Below are 20,154 nucleotides of genomic sequence, written 5' to 3'. Positions count from 1 at the left end.
TTCATTAAATACGACGTTTAACCACGTTGTTCTCGCCAAGCAACTGCAACACCATTTGAGTAACGAACATCAACAGATTTAATTCGTTGCTTTTGCGTTTGCAACTCCGCTTTATAAATCAGCGCAAAACGTTGCATTTTTTCTAAAAGATCATCTCTCCCCAGCAAAATCTTTAACCCATTTACTTTTAACGTCCAACTACCCCGTTCACTTTGTTGTAGTGATACAATGTTTAGTTTTATAGGCCTCAACTGTTGACTGATAGAATGGTATTGCTTCATCATTTCTAATTGAGTACCTTTAGGTCCTACCAAATGTGGTAACCCTTCAAACCCACTAACATCATCTGGGGTAAAACTTTCTCCATTAGCGTTTAATAAAGAACGTTGATTCCATCGTGCTACAGGTATTTGCTCAATTATATGGACAGCAAGCTGGTCAGGCCAGAGTCGCCGTATAACGACAGTTTCAACCCATGGCAGCTGCTCTAATGCTATCTGTAGCTTTTTTATCTTTAAACTAAAAAAACGTTGCTCAAGAAAAGGTTCTATTGTCTGCTGAACATGCTGCTCTTTTAATGCAGCAAATTTACCTTGCACCTTTACTCTAGCTATAGGTTGATTTACTTTTTTTTCAATGTAAGGCCAAGTATACCCCCCTATAAAAATAATACCGCATAATGCCAATAGTTTCCCGACGATTTTTAGATAAAAAACGAACGCACGGCTTCCTTTTTTATTCGAAGTATTGCGGCTTGCTCCACGCGTTTTTTTTCGTCTACCTCTCACATTGACATCACTGTAACCATACACGTCAAGCATTATCGCTTTACCCAAACTGTTTGGCAAATAATCAACTTTTGGAAGTCGCTAAAATAGACATCACCAGTTGGTTAAAATCGATTCCCGCCACTTTAGCTGTTTTAGGAACCAAACTGTGTGTTGTCATGCCTGGTATTGTATTGACCTCCAATAACCAAAAATTGTTCGCTTCATCTTGCATAATGTCGACACGCCCCCAACCTTCACAACCCAGAGCAGAAAATGCTTCAAGTGCAAGCTTTGTCAGCTGCTTACGCTGCTCATTTTCAAGCTCACATGGGCAAATATACTGAGTATCGTTTGTAGTATATTTTGCCTCATAGTCATAAAACTCTCGTGGTGTTTTTAACTCAATGGCAGGCAATGCCTCACCATGCAAAATCGTAACGGTAAACTCTCGTCCTGTTACCCAGGTTTCCGCTAATACCTGCTCATCAAACTGATAGGCTTTTTTAAGTGCACTCTGCAACTCTTCACAACTTTTTACTTTTGTCATGCCAACACTAGAGCCTTCATGCACAGGCTTTAAAATACACGGCAAATCAATTGTTAAAGATTGTGACTCACCTTTTCGAAATAATTGATAAGGTGGTGTTGGCAAGCCCAATCCCTGCCAGACTAATTTTGATCGAAACTTATCCATAGCAAGAGCACTGGCTAATACCCCTGAACCTGTATAGGGGATATTAAACATTTCCAGCAACCCCTGGATGGTACCATCTTCTCCAAAGCGACCATGCAAGGCGATAAATGCCCTGTCAAATGTCTGCTGAGATAATTGCTGACGTAGATTTTTTTCGTCTACATCCAATAAAAAAGCATCGAACCCTTGTTGAACCAATGCATTATAAATTGCTTGCCCAGTGAGTAATGAAATCTCCCGCTCAGCTGTATGCCCGCCATAAAGCACAACAATACGGCCAGCTTCTTCAGGTGTGATCACTGCTTTTGCAACATCTATCATCGCCACATTACTCTCTGTTTTTTATTTGCCCAACGAATAAATTGTGCTGTGCTAATTCACTCGCAAGACCACCAATATCACCCGCGCCTTGTGTTATAACAATATCACCAGATAACAAAACATCATCTAAAATAGAGGCAATATCGTCTCGCTGTTTAACATAAATTGGCTCTACTTTTCCCCGTTGACGAATACTTCGACATAAGCTTCTACTATCAGCCCCAGGAATTGCTTTTTCTCCTGCGGCATAAACCTCCATTAAGAGCAAAACATCAACTTCAGATAAAACGTCAACAAAGTCCTCATATAAGTCACGTGTTCGAGAAAAGCGATGAGGTTGATAAATCATCACTAAACGCTTTTCTGGCCAACCATTTCGTATTGCTTTAATCGTTGCTAATACTTCTCGCGGATGATGGCCATAATCATCAACCAGCATAACTTCACCATCAGCCACAGGGTAATTGCCATATATCTGAAAGCGTCTACCCACGCCTTGAAATTGCATCAGCGCATGACAAATATCTTCATCAGCAATGCCTTCATCCTGTGCAATTGCAATGGTTGCAAGGGCATTTAATACATTATGTCTACCAGGCATGTTGAGACAAATATCCAGTGACTTACCTGATGGGCACACTGCAGTAAAACTTGTTTTTTGCCCAACCTGGCTTATGTTGACAGCCTGGTAATCTGCCTCCTCAGTACAACCATAGGTAATAGTTGGTCGTTTAACCAATGGTAGTATTTCCTGCACAACAGGGTCATCCGTACATAATACTGCTAATCCATAAAAAGGCAGGTTATGCAAAAAGTCGACAAATGTTTTCTTTAGTTTTTCAAAGTCACCTTCATAGGTAGACATGTGGTCTGCATCAATATTGGTGACGACCGCAATCATTGGTTGCAAATGCAAAAACGAAGCATCTGACTCATCAGCTTCTGCAACCAGGTATCGGCTTGCACCTAACTGAGCATTAGTGCCTGCAGAATTCAATTTACCCCCAATGACAAAAGTAGGATCAAGCCCGCCCTCTGCAAGTACTGATGAAATTAAACTCGTTGTGGTGGTTTTTCCATGTGTTCCAGCCACTGCAATTCCATGCCGATAACGCATTAATTCTGCTAGCATTTCAGCCCGAGGTACGATTGGAATACGAGCTTCTTTTGCTGCAATCACCTCAGGATTACTTGCAGCTACAGCACTGGAAACAACAACAACATCGGCATTGATAATATTTTTTTGGTGATGGCCAATCGCTATATCAACACCTAACTGTTGTAAATGCTCAACCGTTGCTGACGACTTAATATCTGAGCCAGCAATTTCATAGCCCTGATTAAGTAAAACTTCAGCAATGCCACACATACCAACACCGCCAATTCCAACAAAATGAATACGCTTTATTCGACGCATTTCTGGAATAGCGAACATGGGTACTGGTTTATTTAACGTACTAGCCACCTTTTACAACCTCCAAGCAATGCCCTACCACTTCATTTGTCGCATCCGGCCTGGCTAACGAACGGGCAGCAGTGGCCATTTGAGTCAAACGCTCTTTATTAGTCATTAATTGCGTTAATAATAATTGCACATGATCTTGAGTAAATGCTTGCTGCATAACCAACTCTGCGGCACCATGACTTACTAAATAATGTGCATTTTTAGTCTGATGATCATCAACAGCATAGGGAAAAGGTACTAGAATTGAAGGCACACCAGCATTTGCCACCTCAGCAATAGTTAACGCCCCTGCGCGACAAATAACAAGATCCGCCCACTGATAAGCAGCCCCCATATCTTCAATAAATGCCTCAATTTTACCTTTCACACCATACTGGTTATACAGTGCCTGAGTTTGCGTTAAGTTTCTTTTGCCTGTCTGGTGCCAGATTTCAATAGACTGCTTTTGTTGTAGTTCTGCAATAGTAGATGGCACTACTTCATTTATAGCAACAGCCCCCAAACTCCCACCTAACACCAGCAGTCTAAAAGGACGCTCATTAGACTCTGTTTCATGTATTTTTTCCTGAGGAACAATATTTTTTCTTACGGGATTACCTGTACAATAAACTTTACGCAAACTTGCAAACGTACCAGGAAATGCCTCAAGTACACGTGTAGCAATTCGTGAGAGTAAACGATTAGTAAATCCAGCAATGGCATTTTGCTCATGGATAACCAGTGGTATACCAAGTAACTTAGCTGCCACCCCACCTGGCCCGGCAACATACCCCCCCATACCCACAACACAATGTGGCTTCAAGCGTTTTAAATGGTGTTTCGCCATACAAACTGCTTTGGTTATCATGAGTGGTGCTTTAACCCAACGCTGGACACCTTTGCCGCGAAGTCCCCCAACATTAATTAATGTCATGGGGATTTCTTCTTTTGTAATCAAATCAGCTTCCATACTGTTGGGCGTACCAAACCAGTGAACACTATGTCCCTCGGCTAATAATTGTCGTGCTGTTGCTAACGCAGGAAATATATGCCCACCTGTACCCCCAGCCATAATCACAAATGTTTTTTGTTCACTCACGGCGTTTACTCCTGCTTTTAGTTTTAACAGAAGCTCTAAGCCTTCGTGTTTCAAAATCAATACGCAACAACAATGTAACAGCCATACAACTCACCAATAAACTACTACCGCCATAGCTCAATAATGGCAGTGTTAACCCTTTAGTAGGCAGTAGTCCTGTATTTACGCCAATATTTATTAATGCCTGCATACCAAGAAGCAAGCCTAATCCATAAGCGATATAAGCAGAAAACAAACTATTTTCACGCTCAGCTTCTACTCCAATACACAAAGCTCGCCAGGCAACAAAAACCAGCATAAATACGACAAATAGTGCCCCAATTAAACCAAACTCTTCTGCTAACACAGCAAATACAAAGTCAGTATGGGCTTCCGGTAAATAAAACAGTTTCTGAATACTATTACCTAGCCCAACGCCAAACCATTCTCCTCGCCCAAACGCAATTAATGCCTGAGTTAACTGGTAACCACTATCAAACTGATGTGCCCAAGGGTCGATATAGGTTGTTAGTCGCTGTAAGCGGTAGGCTTGCGAAAATGCCATTAAAGCAACAGCACCACCACAGGCCATTATCAGCAGAATAAAGTAAAACAGTTTCACCCCTGCTAAAAATAACATGCCCACAACTGCACTAATCAGCACCACAGCCGCGCCAAAATCTGGCTCTAATAGCAGTAAAAAAACAACTAAGGCCAATAAACACATCGGCTTTAAAAAACCTGACCAACGTTGTCGAACCTCTTCCTGACGCCGCACTAAATAACCTGCCAAATAAATAATGATGAATACTTTTGCTAATTCAGAAGGTTGAAAATTTGCAATGCCCAGGCTCACCCAGCGCTTACTTCCATTAATCTCACGCCCCACCAATAACACCGCAGACAACATCAATAGTGAGCATAAAAACAATAACCAGCCTTTGCTTTCCCACCAGCTCATTGGCACCATTAAAACCGTTAGTACCACCACTAAACTGACACTTAAATAAAGCAGTTGCCGGATACAAAAATAAAAAACATCATCATACTGGCTAAAGGCTATTTCCGTTGAGGCGGACGTCACCATCACCAACCCCGTGGCAATCAACATAATTGACACTACAACTAATGGTAAATCATACGTCATAGTGACATTATTTTTTGATATCCAAGGCCACCAGGATTTAGTCATTCACTAACTCCTTGACCCACTGACAAAATTCATTACCACGTGCTTCATAATTTGCAAACATATCTAAGCTGGCACAGGCAGGCGATAATAAAACAACATCTCCAGGCTGAGCCATTTCAGCCGCCTTACTGACTGCACTTTGTAATGTGTCATGCTCTTCGCCAGGAACTCCTGCTGAACGCCCCACGGCTAACAATGGTTTAGCATCTCGCCCTATAGCCACTAGATAACGACAATATTGATTGAATAAATCACCTAAAATATCAAAATCTGCATTTTTACCATCACCACCAGCAATGAGAATTATTTTCCCTGCTATTTCAGAGCCAATACCGTCCAATGCCGCAGATGCCGCCCCCACGTTAGTCGCTTTTGAATCATTAATAAAAGTAACCTGATTTTTCTCGGCAACCCACTCACAACGATGCGGAAGTCCTTTATACGTTCTTAAAGCAGAACACATAGCCTCTACCGGTAAACCCGCTTGATAACCTAACGCCAACGCTGCAAGTGCATTCGCATAGTTATGAAGCCCAACCACTTTTAACTCACGTGTACTCAGTAACCGATCTTGTCCCTTAACTAAAAATGTTCCTCCATCCGTATCATCTTCAATAACACCAAACTCTTTTAAATCTGGCTCACGCAAAGTAAACATTACATGAGGTATTTGCTGTGGCAGTAGTGGTTGAGTTAAAGCATCATCTTTATTACTCACGGCAGCTTTACAATTACGATAAATTTTTTGCTTTGCTTGATGATAAGCCATCAGTGACGGATAACGATCCATATGATCTGGACTGATATTTAAAATAGTGCTTACAGTGGGCGCAAATGTATCAACCGTTTCTAACTGAAAACTAGATAATTCCAATACAAAAATATCGAAACCTCGGTCCAAAAGTGATAACGCAGGTATACCTAAATTACCACCCACACCTGTTTTCAAACCTGCTGCCTTACACATGTCGCCAACCATTGTGGTGACTGTACTTTTTCCATTAGAACCTGTTATCGCAATAACAGGTCTATCGCAGTAATAACCAAATAACTCAATATCACCAATAACTCGAACACCTTTTGCTTTAGCATTCGCAATCGCTGGTTCAGTGAGAGGTACACCCGGACTCACAATGAGTTCTGCAGCCCGAGATAGCACTTCTTCTGGAATTCCACCAAGATATACTTGCACTAAAGGAAACTCGGCTCTAAAAACAGCTAACTCTGGTGGCGACTCTCTGCTATCAACAACAATAAAATTAATACGTTGCTGCTGTAAAAAACGAGCACACGCCAACCCGGTTTTACCTAAACCAATAATGACACGAAGTTGATCAGAAGCAATTAAGCCCTGTTGTTTTTCCATGCTCTTATTACCGCAGTTTCAAGGTAGCTAAACCAATTAATACTAAAATCAATGTGATAATCCAAAAACGAACAATAACACGAGGCTCTGGCCAACCTTTTAATTCAAAATGGTGATGCAAGGGTGCCATTCTAAAAATACGTCGTCCCGTCAACTTATAGGAACCTACCTGTAAAATGACGGAAACTGTTTCCATAACAAACACACCACCCATAATAAATAACACAATTTCCTGCCGGACAATTACCGCAATAACGCCAAGTGCAGCCCCTAGCGAAAGTGCACCAACATCCCCCATAAACACCTGTGCTGGGTAAGTGTTAAACCATAAAAAACCTAATCCAGCACCCACTAAGGCAGCACAAAATACAACAAGCTCTCCTGCACCTGCGATATAAGGAATATGCAAATAATCGGCAAAACCAATATGGCCACTTAAATAAGCAAAGATACCTAAAGCACTTCCAACCATAACTGTGGGCATAATTGCCAGCCCATCCAAACCATCGGTCAGGTTCACGGCATTGCTACTACCCACAATAACAAAATACGTCAGTACGATATAAAAAATGCCTATATCCAAAACCACTTCTTTAAAAAATGGCACGATCAACTCAATTTCTGCAGGTGAAGGCGCTGTTTTAAATAAAAAAACTGCTGCACCAAGCCCTCCAACTGACTGCCAAAAATATTTCCAACGGGCTGGCAGTCCTCGCGAATTTTTTTCAATCACTTTTCGGTAATCATCAACCCAACCAACAGCGCCAAAAATCAGCGTAACGCCTAATACTACCCATACATAACGATTACTCAGATCAGCCCATAACAATGTACTAATAGCAATTGCCACAAGGATTAATGCGCCACCCATTGTTGGCGTTCCAGCCTTGCTCAAATGCGACTGAGGTCCATCATCCCTGACAGCCTGGCCAATTTGATAATGTGTCAGTTGTTTAATCAATTTTGGTCCCAACCAAAGCGCTAACCCCAACGATGTTAACACCCCTAAAATGGCCCTAAATGTTAAATACTGAAAAACGGTAAAACTGCTTTCATACTGCGCTAGAAATTCCGCCAACCACAACAGCATTTATTAATTACTCCCATAATTCCTATCCAAACAGGCCATAACAACATCTTCCATTTTTGCACTGCGAGAACCTTTAACCAAAACAGTGGTTTGATTAGTTAAAAGTGCTTGCAGCTCATCTATAAGATTTTGTTTATTCGTATAGCCATGCCCACATTCGCCAAAACGAGCGACCGTATGTTGGCTTAAAGGCCCAACCGTTAACAAATGGTTTATGCCCATTTTTCGAGCATAATCACCTAATTCTGCATGAATTGCTTCAGCGTCTTGGCCCAGCTCAGCTAAATCACCTAGCACCAATACACGCTCCCCAGGCTGCAGTGAAAGTAAATCAATTGCCGCCTTTACAGAACCTGGGTTTGCATTATAAGAGTCATCAATGAGTACTGCGCCCATTTTTCCTGGCAGCTTGTTGCCCCGACCTTGAACTGGCTCAACCTCAGCCAAAGCATTTATAGCCACGGGAATAGCTCCCCCTAAAGCGATGGCTCCTGCAATAGCGGCTAATGCATTGGCAACTTGATGCTTACCTCCCAGTTTGAGCTCAACAGGAAATACTTGTGCTTGATAGCGCAAGTTAAAGCACATACCGCCATTAGGCAAAGGCTCAATGGCTGTTGCCTCAAGGTCTGCAGCACAATCATCAAGTGCAAATGACAAAATATGGCATGATGAAGCTTGATCTTGCCAATAATCAAAAAACACATCATTTTTATTGAGAACAGCAACACCATTAGCTGGCAAGGCGTGTAAAATTTCTGCTTTTGCTTGAGCTATTTTTTCAACAGACCCAAATCCACCTAAATGCGCACGCGTCACATTAGTAATAATGCTAACGTCAGGCTGGGCTAAACTTGCTGTGTAAGCAATTTCTCCAACCTCACTTGCGCCAAGCTCAATCACAGCAAACTGATGCTCTGCAGTAAGCTGCAAAAGTGTTAATGGAGCACCAATTGCATTATTTAAATTACCCTTGGTAGCCAGCACACTCCCTTGCTTATGCATAATGGCAGTGAGCATTTCTTTAACGGTGGTTTTTCCGCTATTACCAGTAACCGCTACCAGCTTTCCAGAGTAATACTGACGGTTTAATGCCGCTAATTTACCCAGCGCCTGAAGAGTATCTTTTACACATAACTGGGGGATAGGCACATTTTCTTGCACTTCACTGACGATCGCAGCACTAGCCCCTTTTTCATAAGCAGCAGCGACAAAGTGATTGCCATTAAAATTGGGTCCTTGCAACGCAATAAACAAGTCACCAGGTTGCAACTGCCGGGTATCAGTAACGATATTGCCTATTTCAATATCTTGACCATGCAAATCGGCATTTAATGCGGAGGTAACATCTGATAAGTGCAAGCGCTTAATCATAAGCATACTCCTTCAATACTTTTGCTACTTGCACAAGATCACTGTAGGGGTAGCGCTGACCATTAACCTCTTGATAATCTTCATGACCTTTACCTGCTACAACAACAATATCATCTGGCCTCGCCGCTAAGATGGCCTCTTGTATAGCTTTAGCTCGGTCAACTTCGACGTGAACCTGAAGCTGAGCATGTTTAAAACCAGGCATGATATCGTTGATGATCGCACTAGGGTCTTCTGTTCGAGGGTTATCACTGGTCACCACACATTCATCAGCGCACTGAGCAACCGCTTCAGCCATTAAAGGACGTTTTCCTGAGTCGCGGTCACCACCACAGCCAAAAACACACACCACTTTACCCCGAGAGTGCAAGCGAACAGCTTTCAATAAATGTGTAAGTGCATCAGGCGTATGCGCATAATCAACAACAACTGTTGGCTGGTTTTCTTCACCAAAATACTCCATTCGACCAGGAACTGTTTTGAGCGCTGATAATGCATCCACAATTCGCTCAACTGGCTGCCCATGACAGGCTAGTGCAGCAACTGCGGCTAACACATTTTGCAAACTAAAGTGACCTAACAGTGGAATATTGGCTAAAACGCTACCCCATGGCGTATGCAACAAACACTGGATACCATGAGGTAAATACTGAATCTGACTTGCATAAACATCAGCAGAAGCATTACTTAGACTGTAGGTAATTTGCTCTGTGGTTTCAGCTACAGAGTGTTTAATAAAAGCTGCGTAATCATCATCCAAATTAATAATGGCATGTTTAAGCTCTGGCCAGGCAAATAGCTTAGCCTTGCTTTGCGCATAAGCTTCCATCGTGCCATGAAAATCCAAGTGATCCCGACTGAGATTCGTAAAAATCATGGTTTCAAACTTACAACCCATAAGCCGACCTTGTTCTACTCCATGGGAAGAAGCCTCCATCGCTAAATACGCAACTCTTTTTTGCACTAGTTCTGTAAGGTGAGACTGAATAACTAAACTACTAGGCGTGGTATTTAAACTAGCATTTAACGCATCAAGCATGCCGTAGCCTAACGTTCCCATGACACCTGCAGATATATTTAAAGCACTAAACAACTGGGCAATAAAATGAGAAGTTGATGTTTTACCATTCGTGCCAGTAACGCCAATTACTTGAATATGTTCGCTAGGGTTATGAAAATAACGACTAATAATACTTCCTACTTGAGTACTTAAATTCTGCATCAAAAACACAGGAATAGCATAGTCATGCTGTGTTTCTGCCAGTACGCTATTTGCCTCAGCTAATACGGCAACAGCACCTCGTTCAACAGCTTGAGTGATAAACTGATGACCATTCACCCGAGAACCCGGCAACGCAATAAACAAGTCCCCAGGCTCAACTTGCCGGCTATCTAATGCAATACCCGTGATGGTTAAATGCACATCAACAACCACATCAAAACCTGAGAGCAGTGCCTGTAACAACCATGTTTTTTGATCTACTTGCTGCGTATTCATATACTTTTACGACTTATTTTTAATCCCAGGTTTTGCTTCTTGTTTGGCGACAGTAGGCATATTGTCTGGTGGAACACCTAACATTCTTAAAGCTCCTGCTGTCACATTCGAAAAAATTGGGGCCGCAACTGCACCACCGTAGTATTTTCCAGCCTTAGGATTATCAATCATCACGACTGTAACCACGCGCGGATTTGTGGCTGGGGCCATACCCGCAAAAATCGACATATATTTTTTTTCTTCATAACCATGAGCACCGACTTTATGTACTGTGCCCGTTTTGCCCGCCACTGAATAGCTATCCACTTTGGCACGTGTGCCTGTACCCCCCTGTTCAATAACGGTGGTTAGCATTCGGACCACTTGCTTGGCTACTTTCTTAGGTAAAATTTGTTGTGCATCGACACTGGCGGGGTCATCTACCTTTAATAAAGATACAGGACGCTTAATACCGCCAGAAGCAAGTACCATATAGGCTTGGGCTACTTGCAGTGGCGTGGTGGAAAGACCATACCCATAAGACAAGGTGGCAATTTCCACTGGGCGCCACTTAGTGTGGACAGGCAAACTACCACTTCGCTCACCAGGAAAACCAACCCCTGTTGGCTCACCAAGCCCAACTCGACTAAGCAGTGACCATAACTGTTCAACACCAATATCTTGAGCAATTTTGGTTGTTCCCACATTGCTTGATTTGGTCAACACAGTAGTTAAATCGATGACGCCATAATTTCGGTGATCTTTAACTGCTTTACGACCAACCATGATATAGCCAGGGCGCACATCGATTTTGGTATCAGGCGTGTATTTGCCTGTTTCTAACGCAGCAGCAACAGTAAAGGCTTTCATGGTAGAGCCAGGCTCAAACACATCAGTTACCGCACGATTTCGTAATGCAGAAACTTTCACCCCCTTTCGGTTATTGGGGTTAAAAGACGGGTTATTGACCATTGCCAATACTTCACCTGTTGTAACATCCAATACGACAACTGAACCACTATCTGCTTCGTTTTCTTTAACCGCATCTTGAAGAGCTCGATAGGCATAGTATTGAATGCGCATATCAATGCTCAGCATTAACTCCTTACCTGGTTCCGCACTTTTAATCGATTGCGCCTGCTCAATAAGGCGACCACGACGATCCTTCAGCAAGCGCACCTTACCTGGCTTACCATCAAGCCACTCACTGTAAGCCAGCTCGATGCCTTCTTGCCCTTGGCCATCAATGTTGGTGAAACCTATGAGATGTGCAGCCACTTCACTGGCAGGATAATAGCGACGAAACTCATCCATGACGTAAACACCTGGAATATCCAGTGCGGTTACCTTGTCACCCTGTTTGGGCGTTAAGTGACGACGTAGATAAATAAATTCTTTATCGGCACTGCGTAAAATTCGCTTGGCTAAGGTTTTACGCTTAATACCTAATGTATCTGCCAGCTCTGGCCAGCGTGCTTTGTGTTCTACAAGTTCTTTTGGATTTCCCCAAAAAGACTTAACAGGTGTGCTAACAGCAAGGGGCTCACCGTTTCGATCAAAAATAATGCCCCGCGTTGCCGCTATCTCGGTATAGCGAACTGTTCGTTTATCACCTTGATCCTGCAAAAACTGGCGATTTATGACATGCAAATCAATAATACGCCAGGTAATGACGCCCATAACCAGCATCAAGCACGTTACAACAACTCGAAAGCGCCAAATATAAGGCCCTGTCTGCTTGACCTTACTCATGGCACTACCATTTTTATCTGATCAGGATTTGGTGTTTCCATCTCCAGCTTCTCTGTTGCAATCCTTTCAACACGCTTGGGTGTAGTAAGAGTGCTATGCTGTAAAAGCAATTGCCCCCACTCAACTTGTGCAGCATTTTTCACAACAAGCTGGCGCTGCAGATCATTAAATGCACGACGATTCATGTGCGCTACATAAGTAATGGCTACTGAGGAGATAACCATCATCACCATCAGTATCAAAAACACCACAACTTGCTTATGCTTCAGCTGCGCTACTACATGAGTCATAGGGACCCTCTTACTAATTGACGCTAACGCAATTTAGTGGCCACCCGCATAATTGAACTTCTAGCGCGGGGGTTTTGCTTAACTTCTACTTCACTTGGACGAACAGGTTTCCTTTCACCTCGGAGGCGCTGAGAACTACTGACCATATCAACGGTCACGGGTACACCCGGTGGATACTCAGTCCCTTTTTCATGCTTTCTGATAAAGCGTTTTACGATGCGATCTTCAAGTGAGTGGAAGCTAATAACAACCAGTCGACCATTGACGTGTAAACACTGGAGCGCATCATCTAATCCTTGCTGCAAATCATCCAGCTCTCTGTTCACAAAAATGCGAATTGCCTGAAAGGATCGCGTCGCAGGATGCTTATGCTTTTCCCACGAAGGGTTAGCCTGCGCTACGATCGCTGCTAACTGTTTTGTCGTAGTGATAGCTGCCTCCTCTCGGGCACGCACAATGGCATTTGCAATTCGCCGAGCAAAACGCTCTTCACCATACTCTTTCAAAACTATCGCAATATCTCGCTCATCTGCTCTTGCTATCCAGTCTGCTGCACTCACTCCATGGTCAGGATTCATTCGCATATCCAGCGGGCCATCTTGAAGGAAACTAAACCCGCGTTGAGCATCATCAAGCTGGGGGGAGGACACCCCCAAGTCCAGTAAAATACCATCTACCCGCCCCAGCCAGTGATGCTGTTTCACCCACTCCATTAACTGTGCAAATGAACCATGGACAACACTTACTCTTGAATCCTCCTGTGCTAACTGATTAGCAATGGCGATTGCTGTAGGATCTTTATCAATAACCAGTAGCTTCCCCTCAGCCCCCAACTGAGACAGAATCTTCCGGCTATGTCCACCACGCCCAAATGTGCCATCAATGTAAATACCATCAGCGACAATATTTAGCTGCTGTACAGCTTCATCCAACAACACAGTGGTGTGTTTTAGTTCTTCAGTCATAAGCTCACTACAACGACAAGGACTGCAGCTCATCTGGCATTTCACTTCCTTGACTGGCTTCCGCCAGGTAGGCATCGCGACGCTCGCTCCAGCGCAGTTCACTCCAAAGTTCAAATTTTTTGCCCTGACCCAAGAGGATCACTTTCTTCTCGAGGCCAGCATAATCTCTTAGCAATGGCGGGATTAACACCCTACCACTCCCATCAATTTCTAAATCAGTGGCATGCCCTATCAGCAACCGCTGTATCCGTCTAGCTACAGGGTTGAAGCTTGGTAACGCCTCAATTTTTGCCTGGATTTCCTCCCACTCATCAATGGGGTAGATCAACAGGCAAGGTTCTTCTGTATCAATCGTGGCGACTAAAGAACCATTGCAATGGGAACTTAGTACTTCTCGGTAACGACTTGGGATAGCAAGCCGCCCCTTGGCATCCAGACTGATTGCATTGACTCCGCGGAACACAACTATACACTCTCGCCACTTTTACCCCAAAAAAATCCACTTTCACCCACTTTGTACCACTTTCAGACACTATAGGAATGGCCCTGAGTTCCGTCAAGGCAACCCAAAGTGCCAACCCCCAACAAAATGTGACGGAGTTGACAAAAATGCGCAGATACGGGTTATTACATAACCAGGTACCAAATATATTTATCAAGAGGATTCAGCGAGTTAACGCAATTATTGAATTGACGTGACGTATGGATTAATTATTTCTGTAAAACACCTAATTGAGGGAAAAGCATGGAAGTGCAACATATTGTTGAACATTGTGCAGAGTACTTCGTTTTCAGATGTTATATCCCATCAATCTAAGCTCACTTCAGCTAATGAAAACAAGCGATAATGTGGGAAATAAAAAAGTGAGTTGGCCGATAAGCCGGGTTCTGTCATGGACAGTCATTCATCTGGGATGTATATCACTATACACCTCAAGCAACCTACCCGAATTCAGTGCGGGCCACACCAATGAATTCCTATTTGGTCTTGCTCCAAGCGGGGTTTACCATGCCGTGAAGTGTTACCACTCACGCGGTGCGCTCTTACCGCACCCTTTCACCCTTACCGGCAAAGTAAAGTACTTTGCTTAGGCGGTCTACTCTCTGCTGCACTTTCCGTAGGTTCACACCCCCCAGGCGTTACCTGGCGCTTTGCCCTATGGAGCCCGGACTTTCCTCCATAATGCTAAAAGCATTACAGCGACTGTCTGGCCAACTCAGCCGCGAAGCTTAGCTACCTTTATTTGAAAGTGCAACTTTGTATAACAGGTTTTTCTTCAGTCCAGAAATTTTTGCTGTTAAGCTTGCGGCCTGCTTAACAGGAAGCTCAGTTTGAAGTGTTTGTAAGATATGTAACACATCTGCAGGAATTTCATTTTCAGTATGAGCAGACTCCACCTTACCTTCAACAAGTACCACAAACTCACCTTTCTGCTGAATCGGCTCATCTTGTAAACGTTCAAGCAACTCACTCGCAGAACCTGACAACACTGTTTCAAACCTTTTGGTCAGTTCACGTGCTACGACTACCTGGGTCTCATTTTGCAATACCTGTTGCATATCCTCCAAACAGTCAATAATGCGATGGGTTGACTCATACACGACCCATGTCGCCTGCAACTGCGCCAGTTCGTTAATACGCTGCTTTCGTTGTGATGCTTTAGCGGGTAAAAAACCTTCAAACCAAAAGCGGTCAGTAGGTAAACCTGCCACAGATAGTGCAGACATAATCGCACTGGGACCTGGAATTGGGCTTACCTGAAAACCCGCCTTTCTTGCGTTTCTCACTACCACAAACCCAGGATCAGAAATAAGTGGGGTACCTGCATCAGAAATCAATGCAATTGACTGACCCTGCTGCAACTTTGCTAATAGCTGCTCCGTTCGTTGTGATTCATTATGTTCATGGTATGAAACCATGGGTGTGGTAATCCCAAAGTGAGATAGCAACCGCGAAGAATGTCGAGTGTCTTCCGCTGCAATTAAATCAACTTGCTGCAAAATTCTTTGTGCACGAGGACTAAAATCATCCAAGTGCCCTATAGGCGTTGCAACAATATATAAAACACCTGATGCCATTATAAATAGAGCCTTTCCCACCTAGTTAGCAATATGACTGATTTACTTTTTAGTGAAGCCAGTCATTATGAAGCTTATAAAAAAAGTGTAGTTTTCAGATAAAATAGAATAATGGACACCTCGAAAATAGTATTTTTTTATAGGGCTGACACAATTAGTGATGCCCTGCAAAAGCAGTATTACCCATAGCAGGGTATAGGTGTTAATCCACACTCAATGTTGTACTTCACTTTACACTTTGCCAATAAACTGTAAAGCCAAGTGAGCAAAAGTACATCAAGCTGGACCAAATATTTCGGTGTATACCATTAGCAGTATTGACCTATCCTAATGTTAAAGGGTCCTGCTTTCTAGCAGTAGCAGTCCTTACATTTTGTGTTCTAGGCATAGCGCTTTTGCGACATGATTGATAATCCCTAAAGACAGGGCACCGTGATAAAATTACTAAAGGTTCTTTTTTTACCCGCTCAAACCAACGCAATAGGAATCGCATTCAAGCATGACAAGCACGAAAAAGATCAAAGCCCCTTTCAAGCAAGCCATCAAGCTGCTTGTTTCAGCTTGCCTTATCAGTGGTTTACTCACGGGCTGCGGCAACTCATTTATAAACCGTTCAGGTAGCTCACAAAGTGATCCCCTAGCCACTCAATCAATGGCAGAAGTACAGCAGCTTCTCTCGAGTGCCGAACAGAGTACAGGGGCAGAACAAGATGCCCTGCGACTGGATGCTGTAAGTATATTGTTAGAGCAGCAAAAGACAGCAGAAGCTAAAAATATTCTGCAGCAACTTTCGCCCAGCGTTGAGACAGGTTCAAACCAAGCTCGTTATGCCGTTGTCCAAGCGCAGCTGGCATTGGCAGAAATGAACGCTATGAAAGCGTTTGAGTGGCTTGACTCCCCTGCTGTTATTAATAATTCTGATAGTCAGGTCGGCAAGCGCGCCTATGCCGTTAGGGCTGAAGCCTATGCACTGAATAAAGAGTATCGTGCAGCCATTGATGAAGTCATGATGGCTATTCCCCTTCAAACAGAGAGAGAAAAGCAGCTTTCTTACCAGCGCTTGTGGCGTTACTTACTCAATGTTGATAGTCCAACCCTGGACGCTATGGCTGCGAACACAGCAGACACTTTACTGACTGGTTATATTCAACTGGCCAACATTGTTAAAAAATCAGATAACATCGAAAGCCAGCTACAGGCTTTCGCCAACTGGCAGCAACAGTGGCCTAACCATCCAGGGCATCAACAACTCCCTCAAACTCAACAACTGTTGAGCAAAGCCTCACAAGAGCGCCCGCAAAAAGTTGCTCTGCTGTTACCCAAAAATGGTGCTCTAAAGGTTGCAGGCAATGCCATTGAATTAGGCTTTTATACTGCCTACTACCACTCTCAGCGAAGCGGTGGTCAGGTACCAGAAATTATCCCTTATGACACAACTTCAGCAGACCCTCTTGCTTTGCTTAACCAAGCTGCCGCTTCAGGTGCACAGCTGGCTATTGGCCCACTACGCAAAGATGCTGTTCAACAGTTACAAAATAATGCTGCCCTGCCAATCCCAGTGATGGCATTAAACTATGCTAATCGTGGTCAACAGGCTGGCAATCGGCCTTTCTACCAGTTTGGACTGTCAGCTGACGATGAAGGCCGTCAAGCGGCTCGTCAAGCAATACATGATGGTCATCGCTTTGCAGTAGTGATCACTCCTGACAGTGACTGGGCTGTCCGCGCCAGTGAAGCTTTTCAACAAGAACTACAATCTCTGGGTGGTGAAGTTGTTGGGGTTGGGCGATTCAATGAAGCAAATAATAACTATAAAGCCGTTATTGGTCGCTTAATGAATGTTAATGCCAGCAGTGCTAGAGCCCTTGAGATCCAGCGCCTTGCAGGTAAAGAAGTTGAGTTCAGTGGGCGCCGTCGTCAGGATGTCGACTTTGTTTTTCTTGCAGCCAGTGCCAGCCAATCACGACTGGTTAAGCCTTTTCTAGCTTATCACTTTGCTGGAGACCTGCCTGTTTATGCTACAGCAAATGTATTTTCAGGCACAGTTAACCCTCAAATTGACCATGACCTAAACAATATTCGCTTTACCGGTATGCCCTGGCTCAATGATGATTTCAGTGATCCACTAAAAGCCGAAATTATTAAAGCGCGTCAGAACAACGGTACATCTTACGCTCAGCTTTTTGCCTTGGGTATAGACGCCTTCCGCTTATATGATCGCTTAGGTCAACTTGCGTCCTTAAGTGGTACTCAAATAAACGGTGCATCAGGCTCACTGACAATGAACACATATCAAGAAATTGAGCGAACTCAACCTTGGTATATTTTTAAAGCGGGTAAACCACAGCGGTTACCAACGATGACATTCAACCAACCTAGTACTCAGTAAGTTTGAGTATGTTTTGGCGCCTTTCCCATCGCCACCGGGGGAGCCAGCATGAAGATTTCGCGCTGGCTTACCTGAAGCAACATGGATTAACGCTTGTGCAGCGAAATTATGCTTGGAAAGGCGGCGAAATTGACCTCATTATGCTAGATAAAACGACACTCGTATTTATTGAGGTTCGTTATCGAAAAAATACTACCTATGGCACAGCTGCTGAAACATTAACCAGCAGTAAGCAACGCAAACTCATTAACACAGCTAAACACTTTCTACTGACACAGGCTAAGCACAACCCTCCTTGCCGCTTTGATCTACTCGCAATAACAGGGCAAATGCCCGACCAGCAAACTGAATGGGTCAAAAATATAATCCAGTTGACTTACTAGCATCTAATAACAAGCTCAAGCTTCATTTAATTAATACACTTAAACTGTTAACGACTGTATTTTTGTTTTTTATCTGTCATCATCCCTGTCCTGACATTATTGATTCAGGTTACAATAGCACCCTCAGTCACCAGCTAAACGTTACATCAGTGCCTGACTGTCAGAAGAGATAGCCACCAGCACGCTGTATTAATCGTTTACGACAACCACTTTATTTCTTCAACTGCTGTCTTTATCCTCAGCAATTCAACAATGTAAGGCTGTTTAACCAATGCATGAACGCATAACACGTCATTTTGCCGAAAGCATCGATGCAGTGGCCCATGCAGCAGAAATTCTCAGCCCCCATATTGGTCAAGCCAGCGAATTAATGGTCAACGCGTTACTCAATGAGGGGAAGATTTTAGCATGTGGAAATGGCAACTCAGCCAGCAGTGCTGCTTATTTTACTGCAAAACTACTTAATCGCTTTGAACGAGAACGTCCCGCACTGCCTGCTGTAGCATTGTCTGCAGATGCAGCTACACTCACAGCCATTGCCTGCGACTATAGTTTTCATGAAATATACTCAAAGCAAGTACGAGCTCTAGGTCAACCTAGTGACATTTTATTTGTTATTTCAGCCAGTGGCCGCTCGACAAATATTGTTCAGGCCATTCAGGCTGCTCATGATAGAGAAATGCTGGTAGTGGCATTAACTGGTGGTGATGGTGGAGATATTTCTGCATTATTGGATGCAGAAGATGTAGAAATTCGAGTACCTGAAATTAATACTCAGCGTATTCAAGAGGTTCAACTGCTCACCATACACTGCTTATGTGATTTAATTGACGAGTTTTTGTTTGGCGGCATTTAATTTTGGTGGAGCTTAACGAAATGAAAAATCCTATTTTATGGTTCCTTTTAGTCAACTTAATAACTTTCTCCACAGCATGCACCCCTATATTAAAAGCAACGAATGATGGTCCAATTCAGCAAGACAAAAGCACACGGACTGTGGGCGACTGGGTTGATGACAACACCATTGAAACAGTTGCTCAGGTAAATATTACCAAAGCAGACCCAGCTCTCGAGCAGTCGCATATCGTAGTGACAAGTTATGATGGTATTGTCTTATTAACAGGACAAGTAGCGAATGAACGTTTGCGTAACCTTGCAGGTGATGTTGCCCGTAATGTTAAAAAAGTACGGCGTGTTTATAATGAGCTAGAAATTGGTCCTGCTACCACGTTCTTAATTCGCAGTAATGACAGTTGGTTAACCTCAAAAATTAAAACCAAAATGCTTGCTGAAAAGAACTTCCCAGCAGGCAAAATCAAAATCGTGACAGAGAATGGTATTGTATATCTGATGGGAAAAGTTAATCAGTCTGTCGCCCGTCAAGCTGTAGACATTAGCCGTACAGCTTATGGCGTACAAAAAATTGTTAAGATTTTTGATTACACCGATTAAAAATAGCAAGCCATTGCTTGCTATTAAGTCATTCTACT

18 protein-coding genes and 1 other RNA gene are annotated in these 20,154 nt (G+C 43.4%); 4 read left to right on the top strand and 15 right to left on the bottom strand.

The window, feature by feature from the left end:
- Positions 1-17: 17 nt before the first annotated feature.
- The 15 genes from KHS79_RS00625 to rsmI all read right to left on the bottom strand — a co-directional run bounded on the left by KHS79_RS00625 (position 18) and on the right by rsmI (position 15,892).
- A complete protein-coding gene (locus KHS79_RS00625; RefSeq protein WP_038289367.1) occupies positions 18-821 on the bottom strand; it encodes a cell division protein FtsQ/DivIB in 804 nt (267 codons plus the stop codon).
- A gap of 31 nt (positions 822-852) precedes the next feature.
- On the bottom strand, positions 853-1,785 hold the full coding sequence (locus KHS79_RS00620) for a D-alanine--D-alanine ligase (RefSeq protein ID WP_212715750.1): 933 nt from the start codon (positions 1,783-1,785) through the stop codon (positions 853-855).
- 7 nt (positions 1,786-1,792) lie between these two features.
- Positions 1,793-3,220: a UDP-N-acetylmuramate--L-alanine ligase gene (gene murC, locus KHS79_RS00615; RefSeq protein ID WP_212716799.1), complete on the bottom strand. Its 1,428-nt coding sequence runs from the start codon at positions 3,218-3,220 to the stop codon at positions 1,793-1,795.
- 22 nt (positions 3,221-3,242) lie between these two features.
- Entirely contained in the window at positions 3,243-4,328 is a 1,086-nt protein-coding gene (gene murG, locus KHS79_RS00610; RefSeq protein WP_212715748.1) for an undecaprenyldiphospho-muramoylpentapeptide beta-N-acetylglucosaminyltransferase, read from the bottom strand.
- Positions 4,321-5,499 carry a putative lipid II flippase FtsW gene (ftsW, locus tag KHS79_RS00605; protein WP_212715746.1) on the bottom strand — a complete coding sequence of 393 codons (1,179 nt, stop codon included), beginning with the start codon at positions 5,497-5,499 and terminating at the stop codon, positions 4,321-4,323. The genes murG and ftsW overlap by 8 nt, the downstream gene beginning before the upstream one ends.
- Positions 5,492-6,865, bottom strand: a complete 1,374-nt coding sequence (gene murD / locus KHS79_RS00600) for a UDP-N-acetylmuramoyl-L-alanine--D-glutamate ligase (protein ID WP_094788385.1) — start codon at positions 6,863-6,865, stop codon at positions 5,492-5,494. Before murD ends, ftsW begins: the two co-directional genes overlap by 8 nt.
- A gap of 7 nt (positions 6,866-6,872) precedes the next feature.
- Entirely contained in the window at positions 6,873-7,955 is a 1,083-nt protein-coding gene (mraY, locus tag KHS79_RS00595) for a phospho-N-acetylmuramoyl-pentapeptide-transferase (protein ID WP_094788386.1), read from the bottom strand.
- A 3-nt stretch (positions 7,956-7,958) separates the two neighbouring features.
- Positions 7,959-9,329 carry a UDP-N-acetylmuramoyl-tripeptide--D-alanyl-D-alanine ligase gene (locus KHS79_RS00590; RefSeq protein ID WP_212715744.1) on the bottom strand — a complete coding sequence of 457 codons (1,371 nt, stop codon included), beginning with the start codon at positions 9,327-9,329 and terminating at the stop codon, positions 7,959-7,961.
- Positions 9,322-10,827, bottom strand: a complete 1,506-nt coding sequence (locus KHS79_RS00585) for a UDP-N-acetylmuramoyl-L-alanyl-D-glutamate--2,6-diaminopimelate ligase (RefSeq protein WP_212715742.1) — start codon at positions 10,825-10,827, stop codon at positions 9,322-9,324. The genes KHS79_RS00590 and KHS79_RS00585 overlap by 8 nt, the downstream gene beginning before the upstream one ends.
- 6 nt (positions 10,828-10,833) lie before the next feature.
- Complete coding sequence (locus KHS79_RS00580; protein ID WP_027706432.1) at positions 10,834-12,558, bottom strand: peptidoglycan D,D-transpeptidase FtsI family protein; 1,725 nt, start codon at positions 12,556-12,558, stop codon at positions 10,834-10,836.
- On the bottom strand, positions 12,555-12,848 hold the full coding sequence (gene ftsL / locus KHS79_RS00575; RefSeq protein ID WP_027706433.1) for a cell division protein FtsL: 294 nt from the start codon (positions 12,846-12,848) through the stop codon (positions 12,555-12,557). Before ftsL ends, KHS79_RS00580 begins: the two co-directional genes overlap by 4 nt.
- 23 nt (positions 12,849-12,871) lie before the next feature.
- A complete protein-coding gene (gene rsmH, locus KHS79_RS00570; protein ID WP_407704207.1) occupies positions 12,872-13,846 on the bottom strand; it encodes a 16S rRNA (cytosine(1402)-N(4))-methyltransferase RsmH in 975 nt (324 codons plus the stop codon).
- Positions 13,821-14,276, bottom strand: a complete 456-nt coding sequence (gene mraZ / locus KHS79_RS00565; protein ID WP_027706435.1) for a division/cell wall cluster transcriptional repressor MraZ — start codon at positions 14,274-14,276, stop codon at positions 13,821-13,823. The genes rsmH and mraZ overlap by 26 nt, the downstream gene beginning before the upstream one ends.
- Positions 14,277-14,674: 398 nt before the next feature.
- Positions 14,675-15,033, bottom strand: an RNA gene (gene rnpB, locus KHS79_RS00560) — RNase P RNA component class A.
- A 10-nt stretch (positions 15,034-15,043) separates the two neighbouring features.
- A complete protein-coding gene (gene rsmI / locus KHS79_RS00555; RefSeq protein WP_212715740.1) occupies positions 15,044-15,892 on the bottom strand; it encodes a 16S rRNA (cytidine(1402)-2'-O)-methyltransferase in 849 nt (282 codons plus the stop codon).
- A gap of 499 nt (positions 15,893-16,391) precedes the next feature.
- On the opposite strand from rsmI, the gene KHS79_RS00550 reads away from it, so the two are divergent.
- The 4 genes from KHS79_RS00550 to KHS79_RS00535 all read left to right on the top strand — a co-directional run bounded on the left by KHS79_RS00550 (position 16,392) and on the right by KHS79_RS00535 (position 20,116).
- Positions 16,392-18,281: a penicillin-binding protein activator gene (locus tag KHS79_RS00550; protein WP_212715738.1), complete on the top strand. Its 1,890-nt coding sequence runs from the start codon at positions 16,392-16,394 to the stop codon at positions 18,279-18,281.
- A gap of 8 nt (positions 18,282-18,289) precedes the next feature.
- Complete coding sequence (locus tag KHS79_RS00545; RefSeq protein WP_212715736.1) at positions 18,290-18,664, top strand: YraN family protein; 375 nt, start codon at positions 18,290-18,292, stop codon at positions 18,662-18,664.
- A 271-nt stretch (positions 18,665-18,935) separates the two neighbouring features.
- The gene (locus KHS79_RS00540; protein WP_027706439.1) at positions 18,936-19,520 is read left to right on the top strand and encodes a phosphoheptose isomerase; all 585 of its coding nucleotides are present in this window, start codon (positions 18,936-18,938) and stop codon (positions 19,518-19,520) included.
- 20 nt (positions 19,521-19,540) lie between these two features.
- A complete protein-coding gene (locus tag KHS79_RS00535) occupies positions 19,541-20,116 on the top strand; it encodes a BON domain-containing protein (protein WP_027706440.1) in 576 nt (191 codons plus the stop codon).
- The last annotated feature ends 38 nt before the right edge of the window (positions 20,117-20,154 follow it).

Origin of the sequence: Zooshikella ganghwensis (genome assembly GCF_018263875.1) — a bacterium.
Classification (GTDB): Bacteria; Pseudomonadota; Gammaproteobacteria; order Pseudomonadales; family Zooshikellaceae; genus Zooshikella; species Zooshikella ganghwensis.
The sequence above is the reverse complement of the archived record's forward strand: the minus strand, read 5'-3'. Positions and strand labels throughout refer to the sequence as shown.

Excerpts from the sequence above, each read along its gene's own strand:
- rsmH (WP_407704207.1), bottom strand. The coding sequence starts at position 13,846 with ATGAGCTGCAGTCCTTGTCGTTGTAGTGAGCTTATGACTGAAGAACTA.
- KHS79_RS00620 (WP_212715750.1), bottom strand. The coding sequence starts at position 1,785 with ATGATAGATGTTGCAAAAGCAGTGATCACACCTGAAGAAGCTGGCCGT.
- mraY (WP_094788386.1), bottom strand. The coding sequence starts at position 7,955 with ATGCTGTTGTGGTTGGCGGAATTTCTAGCGCAGTATGAAAGCAGTTTT.
- rsmI (WP_212715740.1), bottom strand. The coding sequence starts at position 15,892 with ATGGCATCAGGTGTTTTATATATTGTTGCAACGCCTATAGGGCACTTG.
- KHS79_RS00625 (WP_038289367.1), bottom strand. The coding sequence starts at position 821 with ATGCTTGACGTGTATGGTTACAGTGATGTCAATGTGAGAGGTAGACGA.
- KHS79_RS00535 (WP_027706440.1), top strand. The coding sequence starts at position 19,541 with ATGAAAAATCCTATTTTATGGTTCCTTTTAGTCAACTTAATAACTTTC.
- KHS79_RS00545 (WP_212715736.1), top strand. The coding sequence starts at position 18,290 with ATGTTTTGGCGCCTTTCCCATCGCCACCGGGGGAGCCAGCATGAAGAT.
- KHS79_RS00540 (WP_027706439.1), top strand. The coding sequence starts at position 18,936 with ATGCATGAACGCATAACACGTCATTTTGCCGAAAGCATCGATGCAGTG.
- ftsW (WP_212715746.1), bottom strand. The coding sequence starts at position 5,499 with ATGACTAAATCCTGGTGGCCTTGGATATCAAAAAATAATGTCACTATG.
- KHS79_RS00585 (WP_212715742.1), bottom strand. The coding sequence starts at position 10,827 with ATGAATACGCAGCAAGTAGATCAAAAAACATGGTTGTTACAGGCACTG.
- KHS79_RS00550 (WP_212715738.1), top strand. The coding sequence starts at position 16,392 with ATGACAAGCACGAAAAAGATCAAAGCCCCTTTCAAGCAAGCCATCAAG.
- murC (WP_212716799.1), bottom strand. The coding sequence starts at position 3,220 with ATGTTCGCTATTCCAGAAATGCGTCGAATAAAGCGTATTCATTTTGTT.
- ftsL (WP_027706433.1), bottom strand. The coding sequence starts at position 12,848 with ATGACTCATGTAGTAGCGCAGCTGAAGCATAAGCAAGTTGTGGTGTTT.
- murD (WP_094788385.1), bottom strand. The coding sequence starts at position 6,865 with ATGGAAAAACAACAGGGCTTAATTGCTTCTGATCAACTTCGTGTCATT.
- KHS79_RS00580 (WP_027706432.1), bottom strand. The coding sequence starts at position 12,558 with ATGAGTAAGGTCAAGCAGACAGGGCCTTATATTTGGCGCTTTCGAGTT.
- KHS79_RS00590 (WP_212715744.1), bottom strand. The coding sequence starts at position 9,329 with ATGATTAAGCGCTTGCACTTATCAGATGTTACCTCCGCATTAAATGCC.